Origin of the sequence: Bradyrhizobium sp. 63_E2_N1_3, assembly GCF_052076005.1 — a bacterium.
Taxonomy (GTDB): domain Bacteria; phylum Pseudomonadota; class Alphaproteobacteria; order Rhizobiales; family Xanthobacteraceae; genus Bradyrhizobium; species Bradyrhizobium barranii.
The window spans coordinates 4,746,729-4,764,678 of sequence record NZ_CP197235.1 but is presented as its reverse complement, the minus strand read 5'-3'; the positions used below and the strand labels follow the sequence as shown (position 1 = coordinate 4,764,678).

General features: G+C 64.7%; 16 protein-coding genes. 10 read left to right on the top strand and 6 right to left on the bottom strand.

What is annotated here, in order from left to right:
* Window positions 1–44 precede the first annotated feature (44 nt).
* The 8 genes from AB7531_RS22650 to AB7531_RS22615 all read left to right on the top strand — a co-directional run bounded on the left by AB7531_RS22650 (window position 45) and on the right by AB7531_RS22615 (window position 11,147).
* Window positions 45–1,055, top strand: a complete 1,011-nt coding sequence (locus AB7531_RS22650; protein WP_063983335.1) for a SphA family protein — start codon at window positions 45–47, stop codon at window positions 1,053–1,055.
* Between the two features lie 22 nt (window positions 1,056–1,077).
* Window positions 1,078–3,183, top strand: a complete 2,106-nt coding sequence (locus tag AB7531_RS22645) for an adenylate/guanylate cyclase domain-containing protein (protein ID WP_063983334.1) — start codon at window positions 1,078–1,080, stop codon at window positions 3,181–3,183.
* Window positions 3,180–4,184: an ABC transporter substrate-binding protein gene (locus AB7531_RS22640; RefSeq protein ID WP_063983333.1), complete on the top strand. Its 1,005-nt coding sequence runs from the start codon at window positions 3,180–3,182 to the stop codon at window positions 4,182–4,184. The genes AB7531_RS22645 and AB7531_RS22640 overlap by 4 nt, the downstream gene beginning before the upstream one ends.
* Before the next feature lie 270 nt (window positions 4,185–4,454).
* On the top strand, window positions 4,455–4,631 hold the full coding sequence (locus tag AB7531_RS22635; protein WP_094183926.1) for a hypothetical protein: 177 nt from the start codon (window positions 4,455–4,457) through the stop codon (window positions 4,629–4,631).
* A 137-nt stretch (window positions 4,632–4,768) separates the two neighbouring features.
* Entirely contained in the window at window positions 4,769–5,425 is a 657-nt protein-coding gene (locus AB7531_RS22630) for a protein-L-isoaspartate O-methyltransferase family protein (RefSeq protein ID WP_063983331.1), read from the top strand.
* Window positions 5,426–5,642: 217 nt separating this feature from the next.
* The gene (locus AB7531_RS22625; protein WP_071914064.1) at window positions 5,643–7,034 is read left to right on the top strand and encodes a TolC family outer membrane protein; all 1,392 of its coding nucleotides are present in this window, start codon (window positions 5,643–5,645) and stop codon (window positions 7,032–7,034) included.
* A gap of 339 nt (window positions 7,035–7,373) precedes the next feature.
* Entirely contained in the window at window positions 7,374–8,108 is a 735-nt protein-coding gene (locus tag AB7531_RS22620; protein WP_223154042.1) for a PopZ family protein, read from the top strand.
* Between the two features lie 162 nt (window positions 8,109–8,270).
* Window positions 8,271–11,147: a valine--tRNA ligase gene (locus AB7531_RS22615; RefSeq protein WP_231141965.1), complete on the top strand. Its 2,877-nt coding sequence runs from the start codon at window positions 8,271–8,273 to the stop codon at window positions 11,145–11,147.
* Between the two features lie 86 nt (window positions 11,148–11,233).
* Here AB7531_RS22615 and AB7531_RS22610 read toward each other — a convergent pair whose 3' ends face one another.
* Entirely contained in the window at window positions 11,234–11,842 is a 609-nt protein-coding gene (locus tag AB7531_RS22610) for a DNA-3-methyladenine glycosylase (RefSeq protein WP_063983328.1), read from the bottom strand.
* Between the two features lie 130 nt (window positions 11,843–11,972).
* On the opposite strand from AB7531_RS22610, the gene lipA reads away from it, so the two are divergent.
* Complete coding sequence (gene lipA, locus AB7531_RS22605) at window positions 11,973–12,929, top strand: lipoyl synthase (protein ID WP_063983327.1); 957 nt, start codon at window positions 11,973–11,975, stop codon at window positions 12,927–12,929.
* Between the two features lie 6 nt (window positions 12,930–12,935).
* Entirely contained in the window at window positions 12,936–13,406 is a 471-nt protein-coding gene (locus AB7531_RS22600; protein ID WP_063983326.1) for a type II toxin-antitoxin system RatA family toxin, read from the top strand.
* Between the two features lie 110 nt (window positions 13,407–13,516).
* Here AB7531_RS22600 and AB7531_RS22595 read toward each other — a convergent pair whose 3' ends face one another.
* From AB7531_RS22595 to AB7531_RS22575, 5 genes are read right to left on the bottom strand one after another with little or no spacing between them, the layout of a single operon-like run.
* Window positions 13,517–14,332, bottom strand: a complete 816-nt coding sequence (locus AB7531_RS22595) for a c-type cytochrome (protein WP_063983325.1) — start codon at window positions 14,330–14,332, stop codon at window positions 13,517–13,519.
* Window positions 14,332–15,954: a b(o/a)3-type cytochrome-c oxidase subunit 1 gene (locus AB7531_RS22590; RefSeq protein ID WP_063983324.1), complete on the bottom strand. Its 1,623-nt coding sequence runs from the start codon at window positions 15,952–15,954 to the stop codon at window positions 14,332–14,334. The genes AB7531_RS22595 and AB7531_RS22590 overlap by 1 nt, the downstream gene beginning before the upstream one ends.
* Window positions 15,941–16,510, bottom strand: a complete 570-nt coding sequence (locus tag AB7531_RS22585; RefSeq protein WP_063983323.1) for a cytochrome C oxidase subunit II — start codon at window positions 16,508–16,510, stop codon at window positions 15,941–15,943. The genes AB7531_RS22590 and AB7531_RS22585 overlap by 14 nt, the downstream gene beginning before the upstream one ends.
* Window positions 16,507–16,683 carry a hypothetical protein gene (locus tag AB7531_RS22580; protein WP_166341619.1) on the bottom strand — a complete coding sequence of 59 codons (177 nt, stop codon included), beginning with the start codon at window positions 16,681–16,683 and terminating at the stop codon, window positions 16,507–16,509. Before AB7531_RS22580 ends, AB7531_RS22585 begins: the two co-directional genes overlap by 4 nt.
* Window positions 16,684–16,691: 8 nt before the next feature.
* Complete coding sequence (locus tag AB7531_RS22575; protein ID WP_094183930.1) at window positions 16,692–17,948, bottom strand: cytochrome c; 1,257 nt, start codon at window positions 17,946–17,948, stop codon at window positions 16,692–16,694.
* Between the last annotated feature and the right edge of the window lie 2 nt (window positions 17,949–17,950).

Genomic DNA, 17,950 nt, shown 5'->3' with positions numbered 1-17,950 from the left:
GGAGATGAGAAGCACAGTTTTTAGGATGGAATGAAGGACTCGACATGACGGGACACATTCGCAAAGTCGGGCTCGCGACGGCATTGGCGATGGCGAGCTTCGCCGCTCAGCCTGCGCTCGCGGCTTCAGGCGGCGTGAGCTTCTGGCTTCCGGGCATCTTCGGCAGCTTGGCCGCCGTTCCCGTAACGCCTGGATGGGCCTATTCGACGATCTACATTCACCTCAACGAAAAGGCCGGAGGAGGGCAGAACTTCGTCACTAGCGGCCGCATACCCGGCTCGGTGACCGCCGGCCTCAACGCACATGCCGACGCGTTCGTCATGGGCATCACCTACACCTCGCCGATGCCGGTGCTGGGCGGCCAAGCCGGCTTCACCGTGCTCACCGCGCCCGGCAACATTGGCGCCGGCATCGATGCGACGCTGACCGGTCCGCGCGGCAATACGATCTCGGGCAGCGCCACCGACAACCGCACGACGCTGACCGACGTGTTCTACCAGGGCACGCTGAAATGGAATCAGGGCGTCCACAACGAGCTTGTCTACATCACCGGCAACATCCCGAGCGGCACCTATGATTCCAGCCGGCTCGCGAATCTGAGTTTTGGCTTCCCCGCGATCGATGTCGGTGCCGGCTACACCTATCTCGATCCGAAGAGCGGCCACGAATTCTCGATCGTCGGCGGGCTCACCTATAGTTTCATGAACGGGGCCCTGCAGTATCAGAACGGCATGGATTTTCATGTCGACTGGGCCGCCTCGCAGTTCGTCAGCAAGAACGTTCACATCGGCATCGCCGGCTATTTCTTCCAGCAGATCACCGACGATAGCGGTCCCGGCGCCAAGCTCGGAGGCTTCCGCGGCCAGGCGGTCGGCATCGGTCCGCAGATCGGCTTCATGATCCCGATGTCCGACGGCTACCAGGGCTATCTCAATATCCGAGGCTACAAGGACCTTGAGACCGAGAACCGGCCGAACAGCTGGTCGACCTGGGTTACTTTCTCGGTCTCGCCGTCGGCGCCGGCGGCGACGAAGCCCATCGTGCGAAAATACTGATGGAGGCGTTCAGGCAGCTCCGATGACAGGAGAGAAGACCAGCAAGCGCGTATTTCGCATTGGCTTTCAGACATCGATCATCACGGTGTTCGTGGGCGTGGTGTTGCTTGTGGGCCTGACGCTGGTCTATCTCAGCTTCGAACGCGTGACCGCCATCACCAGGACGGCCGCCTCTGGCTTCATCGAGAAGGTGGCACAGCTTGGCGCCGATCACATCGACGAGCAGTTCAAGAATGTCCGCGACAATCTCGACATACTGTCCGGCCTGCCGCCGATCCAGGAGGCCGACATCGCGGACAATACGCGGCTCTACAGCCTGATGGCGGCGATGCTGCGCAACAACCCGCAGCTCTTCAACCTCTATGTCGGCTACGAGGACGGCTCGTTCATCGAGATGGACGTGATCGACCGCGCCCAACCGTCGTTCCGGAAGGGCTTGAACGTCGATGAGGATGCTGCCTTCCGGCTGGTCGTGATCTCGCGCACGACGGGGGCCGCGCCTGTCACGCAGTATCTCTCCGAAAACCTCATTCAGGTTGCCGAGGTCGCCGGACCCGCGAGCTACGACCCGCGGCAGCGGCCCTGGTATGTCGAGGCGTTCAAGAACGACAAGACGCTGTTGACCGGTCCTTACGTCTTCTACGCCACGGGCGAGCCGGGCTACACGCTGCGGACGCCGTTGAGGGAAGGGCGCCGCGGCGTCATTGCGGGTGATTTGCTGCTGAACCGGTTCGAGGACATGCTGGCGGAGCAGAAGCTCGGCCAATCAGGGCTGGCGTTCCTGTTCAACGATGCCGGGCGCATCGTCGGCCATCCCGAGATGAACCGCCTGATGGCGGAGATCCCGGAGCGGCAGGACGACCTGCCACAGATCGGCGCGCTCCGGCTGCCTGCGCTCGTGCCGGTCATCCGCTCCTGGCGGGACGGCGGCGCGGCCCAGCAGTTCTTTGCCGACGCGTCGGGCCGAACCTATGTTGCGGCGGTTCACAGGCTCGAGACGGCCGGCTCGGCCAATATCCGGATGGCGATGGTCGCGCCGCTCGACGAGTTCTATGCGCAGATCATCGACGAGCGCCGTACGCTGTTCGCGCTTGCGCTGGCCTTTGTCGGAGCCACGCTGCCATTCGCGTTCTGGCTGGGATCGCTGATGGCGCGGCCGCTGCGCAAACTGGCCGACGAGACCGACGCGATCCAGCGGTTCGAGATTACCGAGCGGCCGCGCGTCCATTCCGTCATCGCCGAGATCGAGGAGCTTGGCCGCTCGGTGTTCACCATGCGTAGCGTGGTCCGCAGCTTTGCGAGCTTCATCCCGCGCCAGATCGTGCGGCAGTTGATCGAGACCGGCTCTTCGCTCAGCCTCGGCGGCTCCAGGCGTGAGGTCACGGTGCTGTTCACCGACGTCGCCGACTTTACCGCCAAGACGGAGCGCGCCGACCCGTCGCAGGTGATGATCCACACCTCGCGCTATTTCGCGGTACTGTCGGACGAGATCATGCGGCACCAGGGCACGGTCGACAAATATATCGGCGACGCCGTGATGGCGTTCTGGAACGCGCCGGCCGACGATCCCGACCACACCGTCAATGCCTGCCGCGCCATCCTGGCATGCCTTGCGGCCAACGAAGCGCTCAACCAGGAGTTTTGGCGCGAGGGCTGGCCGCCCTACGACACCCGCTTTGGCCTGCATGTCGGCGATGCCGTGGTCGGCAACATCGGCTCGAGCGACCGGATGAACTACACCGCGCTTGGCGCCACCATCAACCTGGCGTCGCGGCTGGAGGGACTGAACAAGAATTACGGCACGCGCGTGCTGGTCAGCGCGGCGGTCCGCGCCAGCGTCGGCGATCGGTTCCTGTTCCGCAGCGTCGACAGCATCACGCCGAAGGGATTTGCCGACGCGATCGAAGTCAGTGAGCTCCGCGGCGAGCTGGCGCACGCCGATGAAGCCGAGGTTGCGATGTGTCGACGCTGGGATGAAGTCTTTGCGGCGATCGCGCAGGACGGCGCGGCCGAGACGACGCGGGTCCGGCTGTCGGCCTTCCTGCACGACTATCCCGAGGATAGCGTCGCGCTATTTCATGCCCAGCGATTTCGGTCCGCGGCCCGGAATGCGGGAGCGGCGGCATGAACATCTGTGGTCTCAATCGCCGGCAATTGCTGCGGCACGGCGCGGCGCTGGCGGCCGCGTCAATGCACGCGGCGCCAGCCATTGCGCAGGCGCGCAGCAGAATTCGGCTCGGTTATCTCCACGTTGTCGCCGTGGACGGACACATCTGGACCGGGCTCGATCGCGGCTCGTTCGACCGCGAAGGGATCGATTTCGAATTGCACGAGTTCAACACCGGACCTGAAGTCTTCGAGGCGATGGCGCGGGGTGAGCTCGACGTTCTCTCGGCCGGCGGCGTCATCTCCAACTATCTGGCGCTCGGCCGCGGCCGGGGCTTTCTCATCAACGACATTGAGGTCGCGACCGCACAGCTCTGGGTCCGGCCGACGCTCGGCGTCAAGGGGATGGCCGATCTCAGGGGCAAGCGGATCGCGACGACGATGAAGACCACGGCTCACATTTTTCTCGATCGCGCGCTGCGGGCCAACAACGTCAATCCGTCCGAGGTCGAGATCGTCAACGGCAGCATGGCCGCCGCCGTCAAGGCGTTCATTGCCGGCGAGGTGCCGGCCGTTGCGCTCTGGGTGCCGTTCAACATTGCCGTCCGCGATGCGTTGCCGGATGCGGTCAAGCTGGTGGACGCCTCCGCCTTCTACCCGCAATCCGCCGTGCTCGGCGGCTGGGCCGCGCGGATGGATTTTTATGCGGCGAACAGGGAGGTGCTGGCCCGGATCATCCGCGCGTGGGCAGAAGCGAACGACCACATGGTGCGCAACCCGGCGGCCGCAGCGGAGGCGATCCAGACACATTACGGGCAGTCGCGTCCCGCCGACATCGCGGAAGCCTTCAAGGCTCAGAAGCTCTATTCCTCGCGCGAATGGAAGCGGCTCTATTCCGACGGGACCGTCGTGAAATGGCTCCAGCAGGTCAGTGACTTCTTCATGACGGATGCCGGCGTCACCACCCCCGTGCGGGCCGCAGACTATTTCGACACGCAGCTTTACCTTGCAACCGTCGCCTGAACTTGCAGGGGGCACAGGCTCGCACGGACACTCCCTTCGGGCCATGCATCGGCCTGCCCAGCGTCCAGATCATATTTCAATGTGTTTTCAATATCCTGCGCCCGCATTCTAATGTAGCCGCGGCACCACGTCAGGTGATATCCGCCCCAGCGCAGAATCGCACTCAAGCAGTTGTGTGTGTCGGGCGCGGTCGCGTCATGAGGGCGACGCCAATTCGACCCAATTCAAATCGAGCTTGGCAGGCGCCGGATCCTTACGGAGGTGATTCCAATGCCAGACGTCCTCGACCGTTCCGAAATGGCCCCCTCGATTCTGCCGGCGGACGTTCCCGAGCTCAGCGATGATGAATGCCTGGCCTGCCTCGCGCGCGCCGTCGAGGCGCACGATTCGGCGCGGCTCGACGAAGTCGCCGCATTGATCGGCCGCCTCGCAGTCACGATCGAATAGCTCATCGATCACCTTGACGCCTCGGGTTGCGCAGCCTGGTCCGCCGGGCCAACGGACGTGTTGCGTTTTCGCGGAGCCTGTTCCAAAGATGCCGCCAAATTTCGTCCGCGGCATCGTCCGCATTGCAGGGTCCGCAAATGTCCGGTTTCTCGACCGCGCGCCTAAAAATGGTCGATGGCCAGGTGCGCACCAATGACGTCACCGATCGCCGTATTCTCGACGCGATGCTCACAGTTCCGCGCGAGGCGTTCGTGCCGATTGCCAGGCAGGCATTGGCCTATCTCGACCTCGATCTCGACGTGAGCGAAGGCGGGGCCAAGCGGTTCCTGATCAAGCCGCAGCTGACCGGCAAGCTGCTCCAGGCCGCCGAAATCGGCGAGGGGGACAACGTGCTGGTGGTCGGCTGCGCCACCGGCTACCTCGCCGCGCTGACGGCCCGGCTCGCCCGTCAGGTCACCGCGACGGAGTGTGATTCGGCCCTGGCCGCGAAGGCCAAGGATGCTTGCGCCAGCCTCGCCAACGTCACGTGCAAGGCCGCAGCCTGCGCCGAAGGGGATCCTTCTGCCGCTCCCTATGACGTCATTATCCTCAACGGTGCCTTCGAGGTGACGCCAGAGGCGCTGCTCGGGCAGCTCAAGGAGGGCGGGCGCCTCGTGGGGGTGTCGGCCCAATCCACGCCCCCCCGGGCCGTGATCGTGACCCATACCCACGGTGAATTCGGCCATCGGGCGCTGTTCGATGCCGCAGCTCCGGTCCTTCCCGGGTTGGAACGGGCCGCCGCTTTCGTTTTCTGAACGCCCGATTGAGGGCTTTGGCCCGTTAAAATCCCGTTCTGAATCAGAAGTGTGGCCCGGATGCTGCACGTGAAGAGTTTCCACCGGGAACTACCTTCAGGTGGTTCCGTTGCGCCAATTGGCAGCCTATGTTGCTGAGGGGCAACGACTCCACTCGGTAGACGGTATCCTAGCTCGCGGGCACGAGCGGGGCGTTAGAATGAACGGAATTTAAGGGATGCATGGGGTGAAGCTCTTCACCGGAGCTGCGGTTTCGGTCCTGCTGCTGGCGCTTGCCGGGCCGACGCCTGCCTTGGCGGACACGATCGAGGCCGCCTTGGTGCGGGCCTATCAGAACAATCCGCAGCTCAACGCACAGCGCGCCCAGGTGCGCTCGACCGACGAGAACGTGCCTCAGGCGTTGTCGGGCTATCGTCCCAGGGTCGCGCTGACGGCGAACGGCGGCTATCAATATCAGGATACACTGAGTTCGCCGGGGCCGGGTAACACACCAATCAACGGGCCGAGCGTGCCGCGCAGCGTGGGTGTGACCGTCACGCAGACGCTCTATAACGGCAACATCACCGGCAACAGGACGCGCGCCGCCGAGAGCCAGGTTTCCGGCTCCCGCGAAGCGCTGCGCAGCCTGGATCAGAGCGTGCTGCTTCAGGGCGCTTCGATCTACATGGACTATCTGCGCGATGCAGCTACGCTCGAAGTCCAGCGCAGCAACGTGCGCGTGCTCGAGCAGACGCTGAAGCAGACGCGTGATCGCTTCAACGTCGGCGAAGTGACGCGCACCGACGTTGCGCAATCGGAAGCGCAGCTGGCGGCTGGCAAGACGCAGGCCCTCACGGCCGAAGCAAATCTCACCACGACGCGCGCGAACTTCCGCCGCATCATCGGCAACGAGCCGACGAACCTCGCGCCCGGTTCGCCGGTGGATCGTTTCTTGCCCGCAAGCCTCGCCGGGGCAGTCGAGCTCGGCCTGATCGAACATCCCAACGTCACGGCCGCGATGTTCGGCATCGACGTCAACTTTCTGCAGGTCAAGGTCGCCGAAGGCGCGCTGCTGCCGACGATCGCGTTGCAAGTGGGGGCCACGCAGGGGAACGAACAGTCCTTGATTCAATACAGGTCGTTCAACGCGTCCGCCATCGCGCAGGCCAATTGGCAGCTCTACGATGGCGGCAATACATATTCGCTGATCCGCCAGTCCAAGGAAAACCTGGCGCAGCAGCGTCTCAACCTCGAAACCACCCGCGACCAGACCCGCGCGACGGTCGTGCAGTGGTGGGGTTCGCTGCAGGCCGGTAAGGCCCAGGTGCAGTCCGCGCAGGCGCAGGTCACGGCGTCCGAGATCGCGCTGAACGGCGTGCGCGAAGAAGCCAAGGCTGGTCAGCGTACCACCCTCGACGTGCTCAACGCGCAGCAGGCGCTGGTCAACGCGCGCGTCGCGCTGGTGACCGCACAGCACGACCGCGTGGTCGCGTCCTATCAGGTTCTGGCCGCCATCGGCCGTCTGTCGCCGCAGGTCCTCGGCCTTGCGACCACGGTTTATGATGCGAGCGTTCACTACCATCAGGTCCGCGACAGCTGGGCCGGCGTGCGCACGCCTGACGGACGCTAAGGTCCGTAGTCATCCGGTCGGCCTCGCAAACAGCCGAGGCCGACTGGTGCTTTGCTTGCAATCATCAAAATCCCTGACATAGCCTTGCCAAGAAGATGCGGGTCGATTCGCCCGGCACCTGATGTCGTGTGCGTAAAGGCTTGAGTGCCGAGGGCAGGGGCGCACCGCCGCACGTTGAGCCGTGAACTGGGGACAAGTCGGGCTGCCGCGACGAAAATGTCGGGGCGTCCGTTGCGGAACCGGCCAATCCTGTCGTGCTTGGTGTAAAACAACGCATGCGAGGGCGTTGATGATGTGGAGTCGGAGATGACGCAGCCTGCAAAGGTCACAGAACCCTCGATGGAGGAGATTCTGGCCTCGATCCGGCGCATCATTGCCGACGATGAGGCCAAGCCGCCGCCGGCCGAAGCTGCCAAGCCAGCGCCCGCTGCAGCTGCGCCGAAGCCGTCAGCAATGAACGACATTCCGCCATCCAAGGTCGCTCCCGCGAAACCTGCTGCCGAGAAGCCCGCGCCGCCGCCGGTTGCGAAGCCGGCTCCAGCGCCGCCGCCGCCCGCACCTGCGGCGGATGCATCCAATAACCAGGACGATATTGATGCTCTGCTGGCGGGGCTGGACGCGGCTACGCCTGCGCCCGAGGTCCGTGCACCTGAGCCAGAGCCCGAACCTGAACCCGACGTGCTCGAATTGACCGACGAGATGGCGGTGGATCCGGAGCCGACGCCGCCTCCGCCGCCGCCGAGCTTCCGCAAGGTCGAGCCGCGCGACGATCTGGAATTCGCCGAATCGCCGCTGCGCCTGATGCCGTCATCGTCCTATGCGGCGGTGGACTACGATGCGCCGCCGGTACCGCCCCAACAGCCGATCCTGGCCCAATCGACGGTCTCGGCGGTCGAATCCGCCTTCAACTCCCTGGCCCACACGGTGCTCAGCAGCAATGCGCGGACGCTGGAAGATCTGGTCAAGGAGATGCTGCGTCCGATGCTGAAATCCTGGCTCGACGACAACCTGCCGGGCCTCGTTGAACGCATCGTGAAGGCCGAAATCGAGCGGGTCTCGCGCGGCGGCAGGTGAGGGCGGCTCCCGAGCCCTCATAAAGCCCCTCTTATGCGCCTGTTTGGCCTGCCGACCGGCCGGCAAGCCGTTTTGCCGCCGGGCTTTCCGTTGATCTTCTCTTGGTCCTTCTTTTGGACCTTTTCGTTGACTTGCCCCCCGCGCGCGGCTTTCTAGCAGCCCATGATCGAGAAAAATTACCAGCCCGCCGATATCGAAGCCCGCATGTCCGTCGTGTGGGAGGACAGCCGTGCCTTCAGGGCCGGCCGCCCCGACCGCCGCGACGCAGTGCCCTTTACCATCGTGATCCCGCCGCCGAACGTGACGGGCTCGCTGCATATGGGCCACGCCCTCAACAACACCCTCCAGGACATCCTGTGCCGGTTCGAGCGAATGCGCGGCCGCGACGTGCTGTGGCAGCCCGGCACCGACCATGCCGGCATCGCCACCCAGATGGTGGTCGAGCGGCAGCTGATGGAGCGTCAGCAGCCCAGCCGCCGCGAGATGGGCCGCGAGAAGTTTCTGGAGCGGGTCTGGCAGTGGAAAGCCGAGAGCGGCGACACCATCATCAACCAGCTCAAGCGCCTCGGCGCCTCCTGCGACTGGTCGCGCGAACGCTTCACCATGGACGAGGGCCTGTCGAAGGCCGTCATCAAGGTGTTCGTCGAGCTGCATCGCGACGGCCTGATCTACAAGGACAAGCGGCTGGTGAACTGGGACACCAAGCTGCTGACCGCGATCTCCGACCTCGAAGTGCAGCAGACCGAGGTCAAGGGCCACCTGTGGTATCTGCGCTATCCGATCGAGGGCAAGACGTTCAGCCCCGAGGATTCCTCGAGCTTCATCGTCGTCGCCACCACGCGGCCCGAGACCATGCTCGGCGACACCGGCGTCGCGGTGCATCCCGACGACGAGCGCTATCAGAAGCTGGTCGGCAAGAACGTGATCCTGCCGCTGGTCGGTCGCAAGATTAAGATCGTCGCTGACGAATATTCCGATCCGGACAAGGGCTCGGGCGCGGTGAAGGTGACGCCGGCGCACGACTTCAACGATTTCGAGGTCGGCAATCGCCACGGCCTGGGCCGGATCAGCGTCATCGACAAGGAAGGTTGCCTCGACCTCGTCGACAATGAGGTTTACCTGCGTAACCTGCCGGAAGGCGCTTCGCAGTTCGCCGAGGAGTTTCACAAGGTCGACCGCTTCGCGGCGCGCAAGCGCATCGTCGAGCGACTGGAATCCTTCGGCTTCGTCGAGCGGATCGAGCCGCACACCCACATGGTGCCGCACGGCGACCGCTCGAACAGCGTGATCGAGCCCTATCTGACCGACCAGTGGTACGTCGACGCCAAGACGCTGGCAAAGCCCGCGATCGCGGCGGTGCGTTCGGGCGAAACGACGTTCGTGCCGAAGAACTGGGAAAAGACCTATTTCGAGTGGATGGAGAACATCCAGCCCTGGTGCATCTCGCGCCAGCTGTGGTGGGGTCATCAGATCCCGGCCTGGTACGGCCCTGATGGCAAGGTGTTCGTCGCCGAAACCGAGGAGGAGGCCGTCAGCCACGCGCTCGGCTATTACGTCGAGCAGGAGGTCATCACGGCCGAGCAGGGCCGCGAGATGGCGCTCGACCGCAACAAGCGCGAAGGCTTCATCACGCGTGACGAGGACGTGCTCGACACCTGGTTCTCCTCGGCGCTGTGGCCGTTCTCGACGCTCGGCTGGCCCGAGGACGCGCCGGAAGTGCAGCGCTATTACCCGACCAACGCGCTGGTGACCGGCTTCGACATCATCTTCTTCTGGGTTGCCCGGATGATGATGATGGGCCTGCACTTCATGAAAGAAGTGCCGTTCTCGACGATCTACATCCACGCCCTCGTCCGCGACGAGAAGGGCGCCAAGATGTCGAAGTCGAAGGGCAACGTCATCGACCCCCTCAACCTGATCGACGAATACGGCGCCGACGCGTTGCGCTTCACGCTGGCCGCCATGGCGGCGCAGGGACGCGACATCAAGCTCGCCACCAGCCGCGTCGAGGGTTACCGGAATTTCGCGACGAAGCTCTGGAATGCGTCGCGCTTCGCGGAGATGAACCACTGCGCCGTGCCCGAAGGTTTCGAGCCGGCGAAGGCCAAGGAAACGCTGAACCGCTGGATCGCGCACGAGAGCGCCCACACCACGCGCGAGGTGACCGAGGCAATCGAAGCCTATCGCTTCAACGATGCGGCCGGTGCGATCTACCGCTTCGTCTGGAACGTCTATTGCGACTGGTATGTCGAGCTCGCAAAGCCCGTGCTGCTCGGTCCGGACAGCCCCGCCAAGGACGAAACCCGTGCCATGGTCGCCTGGGCGCGCGACGAGATCCTGAAGCTGCTGCACCCCTTCATGCCCTTCATCACCGAAGAGCTGTGGGAGGTGACGGCCAAGCGCGACGGCCTGCTGGCGCTGGCGCAATGGCCGCTGAAGCCGTCCGAGCCGACGCCGGAGCAACTCGCGATGCTCGCCGCGGCTGCCGGGCCGACTGATCCGCTGATCTCGCCGGTCCTGATCATGCCGATCTTCGACCATGCCGACTTCACCGATCCGAAGGCGGAAGCCGAGATCGGCTGGGTGATCGACCTGGTCACGCAGATCCGCTCGGTGCGCGCCGAGATGAACATCCCGCCGGCAACGCTGACGGCGCTGGTGCTCGCGGGCGCCTCGACCGAGACGAAGGAACGCGCGCCGCGCTGGACCGACGTCATCAAGCGCATGGCACGGCTGTCCGACATCTCCTTCGCCGACCGCGCACCTGACGGCGCGGTCCAGCTCCTCGTGCGCGGCGAGGTGGCCGCGCTGCCGCTGAAGGGCGTGATCGACGTTGCCGCCGAGCGCACGCGCCTCGACAAGGAAATCGGCAAGGCCGACGCCGACATCAAGCGCGCCGAGTCCAAGCTGGCGAACGAGAAGTTCGTCGCCAACGCGGCCGAGGAGGTCGTCGAGGAGGAGCGCGAAAAGCGCGAGGCGGCGCTGGCCCGCAAGGCCAAGCTGCTGGAGGCGCTGGAGCGGCTGAAGCAGGCGTCGTAGAGCGTTTTCGAGCGAAGTGGAAACCGGTTCGCGTCAAGAAAACGCGTCAAAACTAGAATCTAGAGCCCGTTCCATCGGAACGGGTTCTAGGCCTCCTTCGGGAACGGCTTGCTCAAGAACTTCGAGCCCTTGACGCCATAGCGCCAGGGCAGCTCGACGGCCTTGGTGATGCCGATCCGGATGCCGGCCACCACTTCGACCTCCTCTGTCCGCGCATGCAGCGCGATCGGCGGCCGGTCCAACGGCAGGGCGTTGTGCGCGATGGTGATGCCCAGCGCCTCGGTCAGCTTGCCGGGACCCGAGCACAGCGCGTGCACCTCCTGGAGATGGCGGCGGCGGCGCATCGCGGCGATGCCATGCGTCGGCTCCAATGCGCGGATCAGCACGGCGCTGGCGGAGCCTTCCTCCTCGCAGACGAAGTTCACGCACCAGTGAATGCCGTAGGAGCGGTAGACATAGGCAAAACCGGGCGGGCCAAACATGATTTGGTTCCGCGGCGTCGGGCCATTGTAGGAGTGCGCCGCCGGCTCGGTATGATGATAGGCCTCGACCTCGACGATGAGGCCGCCGACGCCATTGACCAGCATGGTGGCCCCGATCAAATCGGGCGCGACCTCGTGGACGCTGCGGCCGAAAAACCCACGCTTCAGGGCTTTGCCGAGCCGCGGTGGTGAGGCTTTCGAGGTTGGAGCCATTCGAGGTGAGAATCGCCTGAGAACAGAGCAGGATATTGCCCATATCTGCCATGTTCCCTGAAGCGGCGCGAGCCGGGTTGCGGCAGGCAGCCAGACCGACTAGGTAGGACCTGAACAGACCGGACAGCCCATGGTCGTTATTGTCGACACCATCTCGAACCCGTTGCGCCCCCGCCACCCTGAAAAGGTGAATCGCCCTGATTCCGCTTCGCCGCCGAAGCCGGATTGGATTCGCGTGCGCGCGCCCAATACCCGCGGCTATGCCGACACCCGCAACATCGTGCGCGCCAACGGCCTGCATACCGTGTGCGAGGAGGCGGGCTGCCCGAACATCGGCGAGTGCTGGGACAAGAAGCACGCGACCTTCATGATCATGGGGGACACCTGCACCCGGGCCTGCGCGTTCTGTAACGTCAAGACCGGCATGCCCAATGCGCTGGATGCGGCCGAGCCGCAGAACGTCGCCGAAGCCGTCGCCAAGCTGGGGCTGGCCCACGTCGTCATCACCTCCGTCGACCGCGACGATCTGGCCGATGGCGGCGCCGAGCATTTTGCAGAGACCATCCGTGCGATCCGGGCCGCGTGCCCCTCGACCACGATCGAGATCCTGACGCCCGACTTCCTGCGCAAGGAGGGGGCGCTCGAAATCGTCGTCGCGGCGAGGCCCGACGTGTTCAACCACAATCTCGAGACCGTGCCGTCGCGTTACCTCACGGTGCGGCCCGGCGCGCGCTACTTCCACTCGATCCGGCTGTTGCAGCGGGTCAAGGAGCTCGATCCCACCATCTTCACCAAGTCCGGCATCATGGTCGGCCTCGGCGAGGAGCGCCACGAGGTGCAGCAGGTGATGGACGATCTGCGCTCAGCCGACGTCGACTTCCTGACCATCGGGCAATATCTCCAGCCGACCCGGAAGCACCACGCCGTGATGCGCTATGTGCCGCCCGACGAGTTTTCGTCCTACGAGAAGGTCGCCTACACCAAGGGTTTCCTGATGGTGTCGGCGAGCCCGCTCACCCGTTCGTCGCATCATGCCGGCGAGGACTTTGCGAGACTGAAGGCCGCACGGGCCGCGACTGCCCGCTGAACCGCCATGCCCAAATTTTCAAGCAAGCGCCGTGTCCATCACAGCGCGTCCGAGATGTTTGATCTGGTCGCCGACGTCGAGCGCTACCCGGAGTTCGTGCCGCTGTGCAGCGCGCTCAAGATCCGCCAGCGGATGGCCAAACCCGACGGCACCGAGGTGCTGGTCGCCGACATGACGGTGTCGTTCAAGCTGGTCAAGGAGTCCTTCACCAGCCGCGTGACTCTCGACCGCGCCAATCTGAATATCCGGGTCGAATATCTGCAAGGCCCGTTCAGCAACCTCGAGAACCGCTGGACGTTCGAGCCCAAGGGTGAGGGCGTCTGCGACGTCGGATTCTTCCTGGCCTACGAGTTCAAGAGCCGGATGCTGGCGATGCTGATGGGCTCGATGTTCGATGCCGCGTTCGCGCGCTTCTCCATCGCATTCGAGAAGCGGGCGGATGCGATCTACGGCCGGCCGAAGCTGGGGTCGTCGTAAGGCGTACTCTCTCCGCCGTCATTGCGAGGAGCCCTTGCGACGAAGCAATCCAGGGTCTTTCCGCGGAGGGATTCTGGATTGCTTCGCTGCGCTCGCAATGACAGTGAGGCTCAATCCACCGCCTTCACTACATCCGGCGGCTGCGAGGCGTAGTACGCCGCGGCCGCCTCGATCTCCTGCGGCGTCATCGCGCGGGCGATGTTGCGCATCTGCTGGCTGATGTCATTGCGCCGCTCGCCGGATGCGAAGGCCTGGAGCTGCGCCTTCATGTAAGCTTCGGACTGGCCTTCGAGCCACGGACTGCCGGTCTTGTTGTCAAGGCTGCCATGGCAGGAGCCGCAGGGCGCGATCCCGCGCATCGGCGCGCCGTAGATGACGATGCTCGGTTTCGGCAGCTGCGGCGTCGGGTGATAGGCTGCCGGCCGCGGCAGATAGGCGTAATAGTTCGAGAGATCGGCGATCTCCTGGTCCGTCAGATTGACGGCGAATGGCGACATCACGGCATTGGTGCGCGCGCCGGATCGGAAATCGTGCAGCTCCTTGTAGATGACGGCCGCGTACTGGCCGGCGAGATTGGGCGAATCCGCGCGGCTGATGCCGGTCGGGCCGTGGCAGATGGCGCAGCGCTGCGCCAGCGTCGCGCCGCGGCCGATGGCTTCCTGGCTCGGACGCGACAGCGTATGCGAGGTCAGCACGACCTCCGACAGGCGTTTTGTCTGTTCGGGCGCAGTAACGTTCGCCGCACGCTGCGGCACGCCGGCGGCGCTGCAGATCGCATCCCAGACATTGGCGAACTGAACCCAGGGCTGCGCGAAAGGCAGCACGATGAAGCCGGTGATCGCCGTCACGATCAGGATCGCGGCGGTGATGCCGACGCCAATCCTGAAATGGCTGTTGCGGAAGGTGAAGAGGTCGCGCGCGCTCATCACTGCGCTCCCACATAGACGGCCGGCACCGACGTGCCCTCGGTCAGCGCCAGCGTCACGATCGGGTAGCCGTAATTGGTGAGGGTGAGGACGATCATCAGCGCCACCCACAGCGCGTGCGTGTTGAGCGCGACCGGCACGGTCGCGGGCTGATGCACGGCCAGCGCAAAGCGGTACGGGCCGGCGTCAACCCGGGGCGCACGCATGCCACGTGCGAGGATGACGATGAACATGATGCCCGACGCCAGCAGGATGAAGCCGCCGATCGCCGAGAAAGTGACGGAGAGCGCCTGAGGCGCGATCGCGGGATCGCCGAAGTCGAAATAGGCCATGCGGCGCGGCATGCCCAGGATGCCGACCCAGTGCCACGGGAAGGTCGTGATGATCATACCGATGAACCACAGCCAGAGCTGGGTGCGGATCAGGCGGATGTCGATGAGTTCGCGCCCGGTCAGATGCGGCCACAGATCATAGGCGATCGCAAAATACATGATCACGATGGCGCCGCCGAAGATCAGGTGGAAATGGCCGGTGATCCACTGCGTGTTGTGGATCGACGCATCGAGCTGATAGCTCATGTTGATCAGGCCGCCGGCGCCGCCGAAGCCGAGCATGACGAACGAGAACGCCAGCGCCAGCATCATCGGATTGTCCCAGGGCAGCGCCTTGATCCAGCCGAATAGGCCGCGGCCGCCGCGCAGGCGCGCGGCGATCTCGACGGAGGCGCAGATCGTGAACACGGTCAGAAGCGTCGGCAGCGCGACCAGCGCCGTGAAGGCCGAATGGATGAACTTGAAGCCAGCGCCGACCTGCGGATCGGCGAAGGTGTGGTGCATGCCGATCGGCATCGCCACCACCAGGAACAGGATGAAGGAGATCCGCGCCATGCTGTCGGAATAAACCCGGCCGCCGATCGCGCGCGGCACGATGGTGTAATAGGCGATGTAGGTCGGCATCAGCCAGAAATAGACGATGGCGTGTAGCGTCCACGAGAAGAACACGCGGGCAAGACCCGCGTCGATCGTGGCCTTCAGGCCTGCCGCGACGGGAATGATCTGGAGCAGCAGCTCGAGCGCGGCGCCAACCGCGGTCCATGCCCACAGATAGGAGCCCGCGACATTGGCGAACATCGCCAGCGGCACCGGTGCGCCGGGATGGGCCTTCCGCCAGACGCGCAGATTGATCGCCATCAAGGCGACCCAGATCCAGGAGCCGACCACCACGAGCACGACGCCGAGGTAATAGAATACGTTGCCGATCAATGGCGGATAGAACGTGTAGAGCACCGAGGCGCGGCCGAGCGCGATCGGGACCATCGCCATGACGCTGCCGATCACGATCAGCCAAAATCCGGTCCAGGCCCAACGCACGCCGACGAGGCGCTGCTCCAGCGCCGACTCGCTGATCGCATAGCCAAAGCCCATCGCGACGAGCGTGGGAAAGACGTAGCCCATCACCGTGCCGTGCGCGGTCAGCGAGCGGTAATAGAGCTCGGGATTGGACAGCCAGGTGCCGATCGGGCTGCGGATGAACATCTGCCAGGCGCCGAGCGTGAGCGCGATGCCGAACACGCCGAAGGCCAGCCAGAAATGGGCGAGGATGAGTTTCCTATTCGCCAACACAGCTCAGCCTCCCGCCACCCTTCGCGCGATCGGCGAATTCGGTCTTGTTGATCACCTTGACCTTGCCCCACATGCCCTCGTGGCCGAAGGAGCAAAACTCCTGGCAGGGCATCAGATAGTCGCCGGTCCTCGTAAAGCGCATGAGCTGTTCGGAGATGTAGCCGGGCACCAGCATGGTGTTGATGTTGGTGCCCTGGATCAGGATGCCGTGGACGACGTCGGCGCTGGTGGCGCGCATCGTGATCGGCGTATCCACGGGCACCACGATGCAGGCCGGCGTGAAGGAATATTGCTGGCCGATCGCGCGCACGGTCACATTGCCATTGGCCTCCAGCACGCTGCCGAGATTGCTCTCGACGAATTCGCCGGACAGATGAATGCGCGAGGGATCGGTGGTCTCGACGCGCGGCTGCGGCATGGTGGCGCGATGGATGCCGGCGAAGGCTGCCAGAAGCGCCATGCCGACGACGATTATCACGGCAATGGTCGCCCAGCGCCGCTCGACGCGGGCCGCGACCTCGGCGCTGCCATGGGTGTGGGTGTCCCCTGCGCTCATTGCAGCGATCCGCGCGGCAGGAAGACGAAGAGATAGAAGGCAAACCACATCGCGACCACGCAGGCCGTGGCGATGCCGGCCAGCACGATCGCGCCGGACGGTCCTTGCGAGACGACTTCCTCGACGGCCTGGTCGGCGGCGGCTGGGCTGGTCGGCGGATCGGAATTGAACATGACGCCTCTCAGTTCAGCGGTGCGGAGCGCAGCTCGTTGGCCTCGCGCGCCGAGACCGGCGTGCCGCGATTGCCCCAGGCGGTGCGGATGTAGGAGACGACGGCGGCGACCTCGTTGTCGGAGAGGAGGCCTGCGAAGGGCGGCATGCCGTAGGGCATCGGATTGCCCTTGGTGCCCGGCGGATAGCCGCCGTTGAGCACCATGCGGATCGGATTGACCGCCGACTGCATCTCGATCGACTGGTTGTTGGCGAGCGGCGGCCAGTGCGGCGGCTTGCCTTCGCCCTGCGCCCCATGACAGCTCGCGCAATTCTTGTCGTAGACGGTCTTGCCGAGGCTGATCAGCAGGCTGCTCTCGGTGTTCGGCAGCGCCGAGCTCGGCGCGGGCGGAGGCGAGGGCTCCGCGATGCCCTTGAGGTACACCGCCATGGCGCGCGTGTCCTCGTCGTTGAGGTATTGCAGGCTGTTGTGCACGACCTCGGCCATCGGGCCGTAGACCACGCCGCGCATGGAGACGCCGGTCTGGAGCAGGTCGGTGATGTCCTTGATGCTCCAGTCGCCGAGACCCGCCTCACGGTTGGAGGTGAGGGACGGCGCGTACCAGTTCTGCATCGGGATCAGGCCGCCCTTGAAGGCGTCCGATTGCGAGGTGCCGCCGAGCGCGTTGATCGGCGAATGGCACATGCCGCAATGACCGAGCCCCTCGACCAGATAGGCGCCGCGATTCCATTCCGCCGACTTGGTGGGGTCGGGCTTGAACTCACCCTCGCGGAAGAACAGCGTGCGCCAGCCGAGGATGAGCTGGCGGTTGTCATAGGGAAAGCGCAGCTCGTGCGGCTTGTTCTTCTGGTTCACCGGCTGAATCGAGCGCAGATAGGCGAAGATCGCGTCGCTGTCGGCGCGTGTCACCTTTGTGTAGGACGCGAACGGCATCGCCGGATAGATCAGCCCACCATCCGGGAAACGGCCGTTGTGCATGGTTCTGTAGAAATCGTCCGCGCTCCACTTGCCGATGCCGGTCTCCGGATCGGGCGTGATGTTGGAGGTGTAGATCGTTCCGAACGGGGTCGGCATCGGGCGCCCGCCGGCAAACAGCCGGCCCTCAGCCGCAGTATGGCAGGCCGTGCAATCGCCGGCGCGGGCGAGATATTCACCCCGCGCAATGACGTCGCCGGCCTTGTCCTGCGCCTGCGCGGCCGTGATGAGCGCGGCAAGGGCCAGGAGCTTGATCGAAAGCAGCGTGATCGACAGTCTTGAGCCCATCATGC

What these genes read in the sequence shown, in the direction of transcription:
- AB7531_RS22580 (WP_166341619.1), bottom strand. Translation starts at nt 16,683, where the DNA reads ATGTTCAATTCCGATCCGCCGACCAGCCCAGCCGCCGCCGACCAGGCC.
- AB7531_RS22640 (WP_063983333.1), top strand. Translation starts at nt 3,180, where the DNA reads ATGAACATCTGTGGTCTCAATCGCCGGCAATTGCTGCGGCACGGCGCG.
- AB7531_RS22600 (WP_063983326.1), top strand. Translation starts at nt 12,936, where the DNA reads ATGCCCAAATTTTCAAGCAAGCGCCGTGTCCATCACAGCGCGTCCGAG.
- AB7531_RS22585 (WP_063983323.1), bottom strand. Translation starts at nt 16,510, where the DNA reads ATGAGCGCAGGGGACACCCACACCCATGGCAGCGCCGAGGTCGCGGCC.
- AB7531_RS22645 (WP_063983334.1), top strand. Translation starts at nt 1,078, where the DNA reads ATGACAGGAGAGAAGACCAGCAAGCGCGTATTTCGCATTGGCTTTCAG.
- AB7531_RS22630 (WP_063983331.1), top strand. Translation starts at nt 4,769, where the DNA reads ATGTCCGGTTTCTCGACCGCGCGCCTAAAAATGGTCGATGGCCAGGTG.
- AB7531_RS22615 (WP_231141965.1), top strand. Translation starts at nt 8,271, where the DNA reads ATGATCGAGAAAAATTACCAGCCCGCCGATATCGAAGCCCGCATGTCC.
- AB7531_RS22650 (WP_063983335.1), top strand. Translation starts at nt 45, where the DNA reads ATGACGGGACACATTCGCAAAGTCGGGCTCGCGACGGCATTGGCGATG.
- AB7531_RS22575 (WP_094183930.1), bottom strand. Translation starts at nt 17,948, where the DNA reads ATGATGGGCTCAAGACTGTCGATCACGCTGCTTTCGATCAAGCTCCTG.
- AB7531_RS22610 (WP_063983328.1), bottom strand. Translation starts at nt 11,842, where the DNA reads ATGGCTCCAACCTCGAAAGCCTCACCACCGCGGCTCGGCAAAGCCCTG.
- AB7531_RS22595 (WP_063983325.1), bottom strand. Translation starts at nt 14,332, where the DNA reads ATGAGCGCGCGCGACCTCTTCACCTTCCGCAACAGCCATTTCAGGATT.
- AB7531_RS22635 (WP_094183926.1), top strand. Translation starts at nt 4,455, where the DNA reads ATGCCAGACGTCCTCGACCGTTCCGAAATGGCCCCCTCGATTCTGCCG.
- AB7531_RS22620 (WP_223154042.1), top strand. Translation starts at nt 7,374, where the DNA reads ATGGAGGAGATTCTGGCCTCGATCCGGCGCATCATTGCCGACGATGAG.
- AB7531_RS22625 (WP_071914064.1), top strand. Translation starts at nt 5,643, where the DNA reads ATGCATGGGGTGAAGCTCTTCACCGGAGCTGCGGTTTCGGTCCTGCTG.
- lipA (WP_063983327.1), top strand. Translation starts at nt 11,973, where the DNA reads ATGGTCGTTATTGTCGACACCATCTCGAACCCGTTGCGCCCCCGCCAC.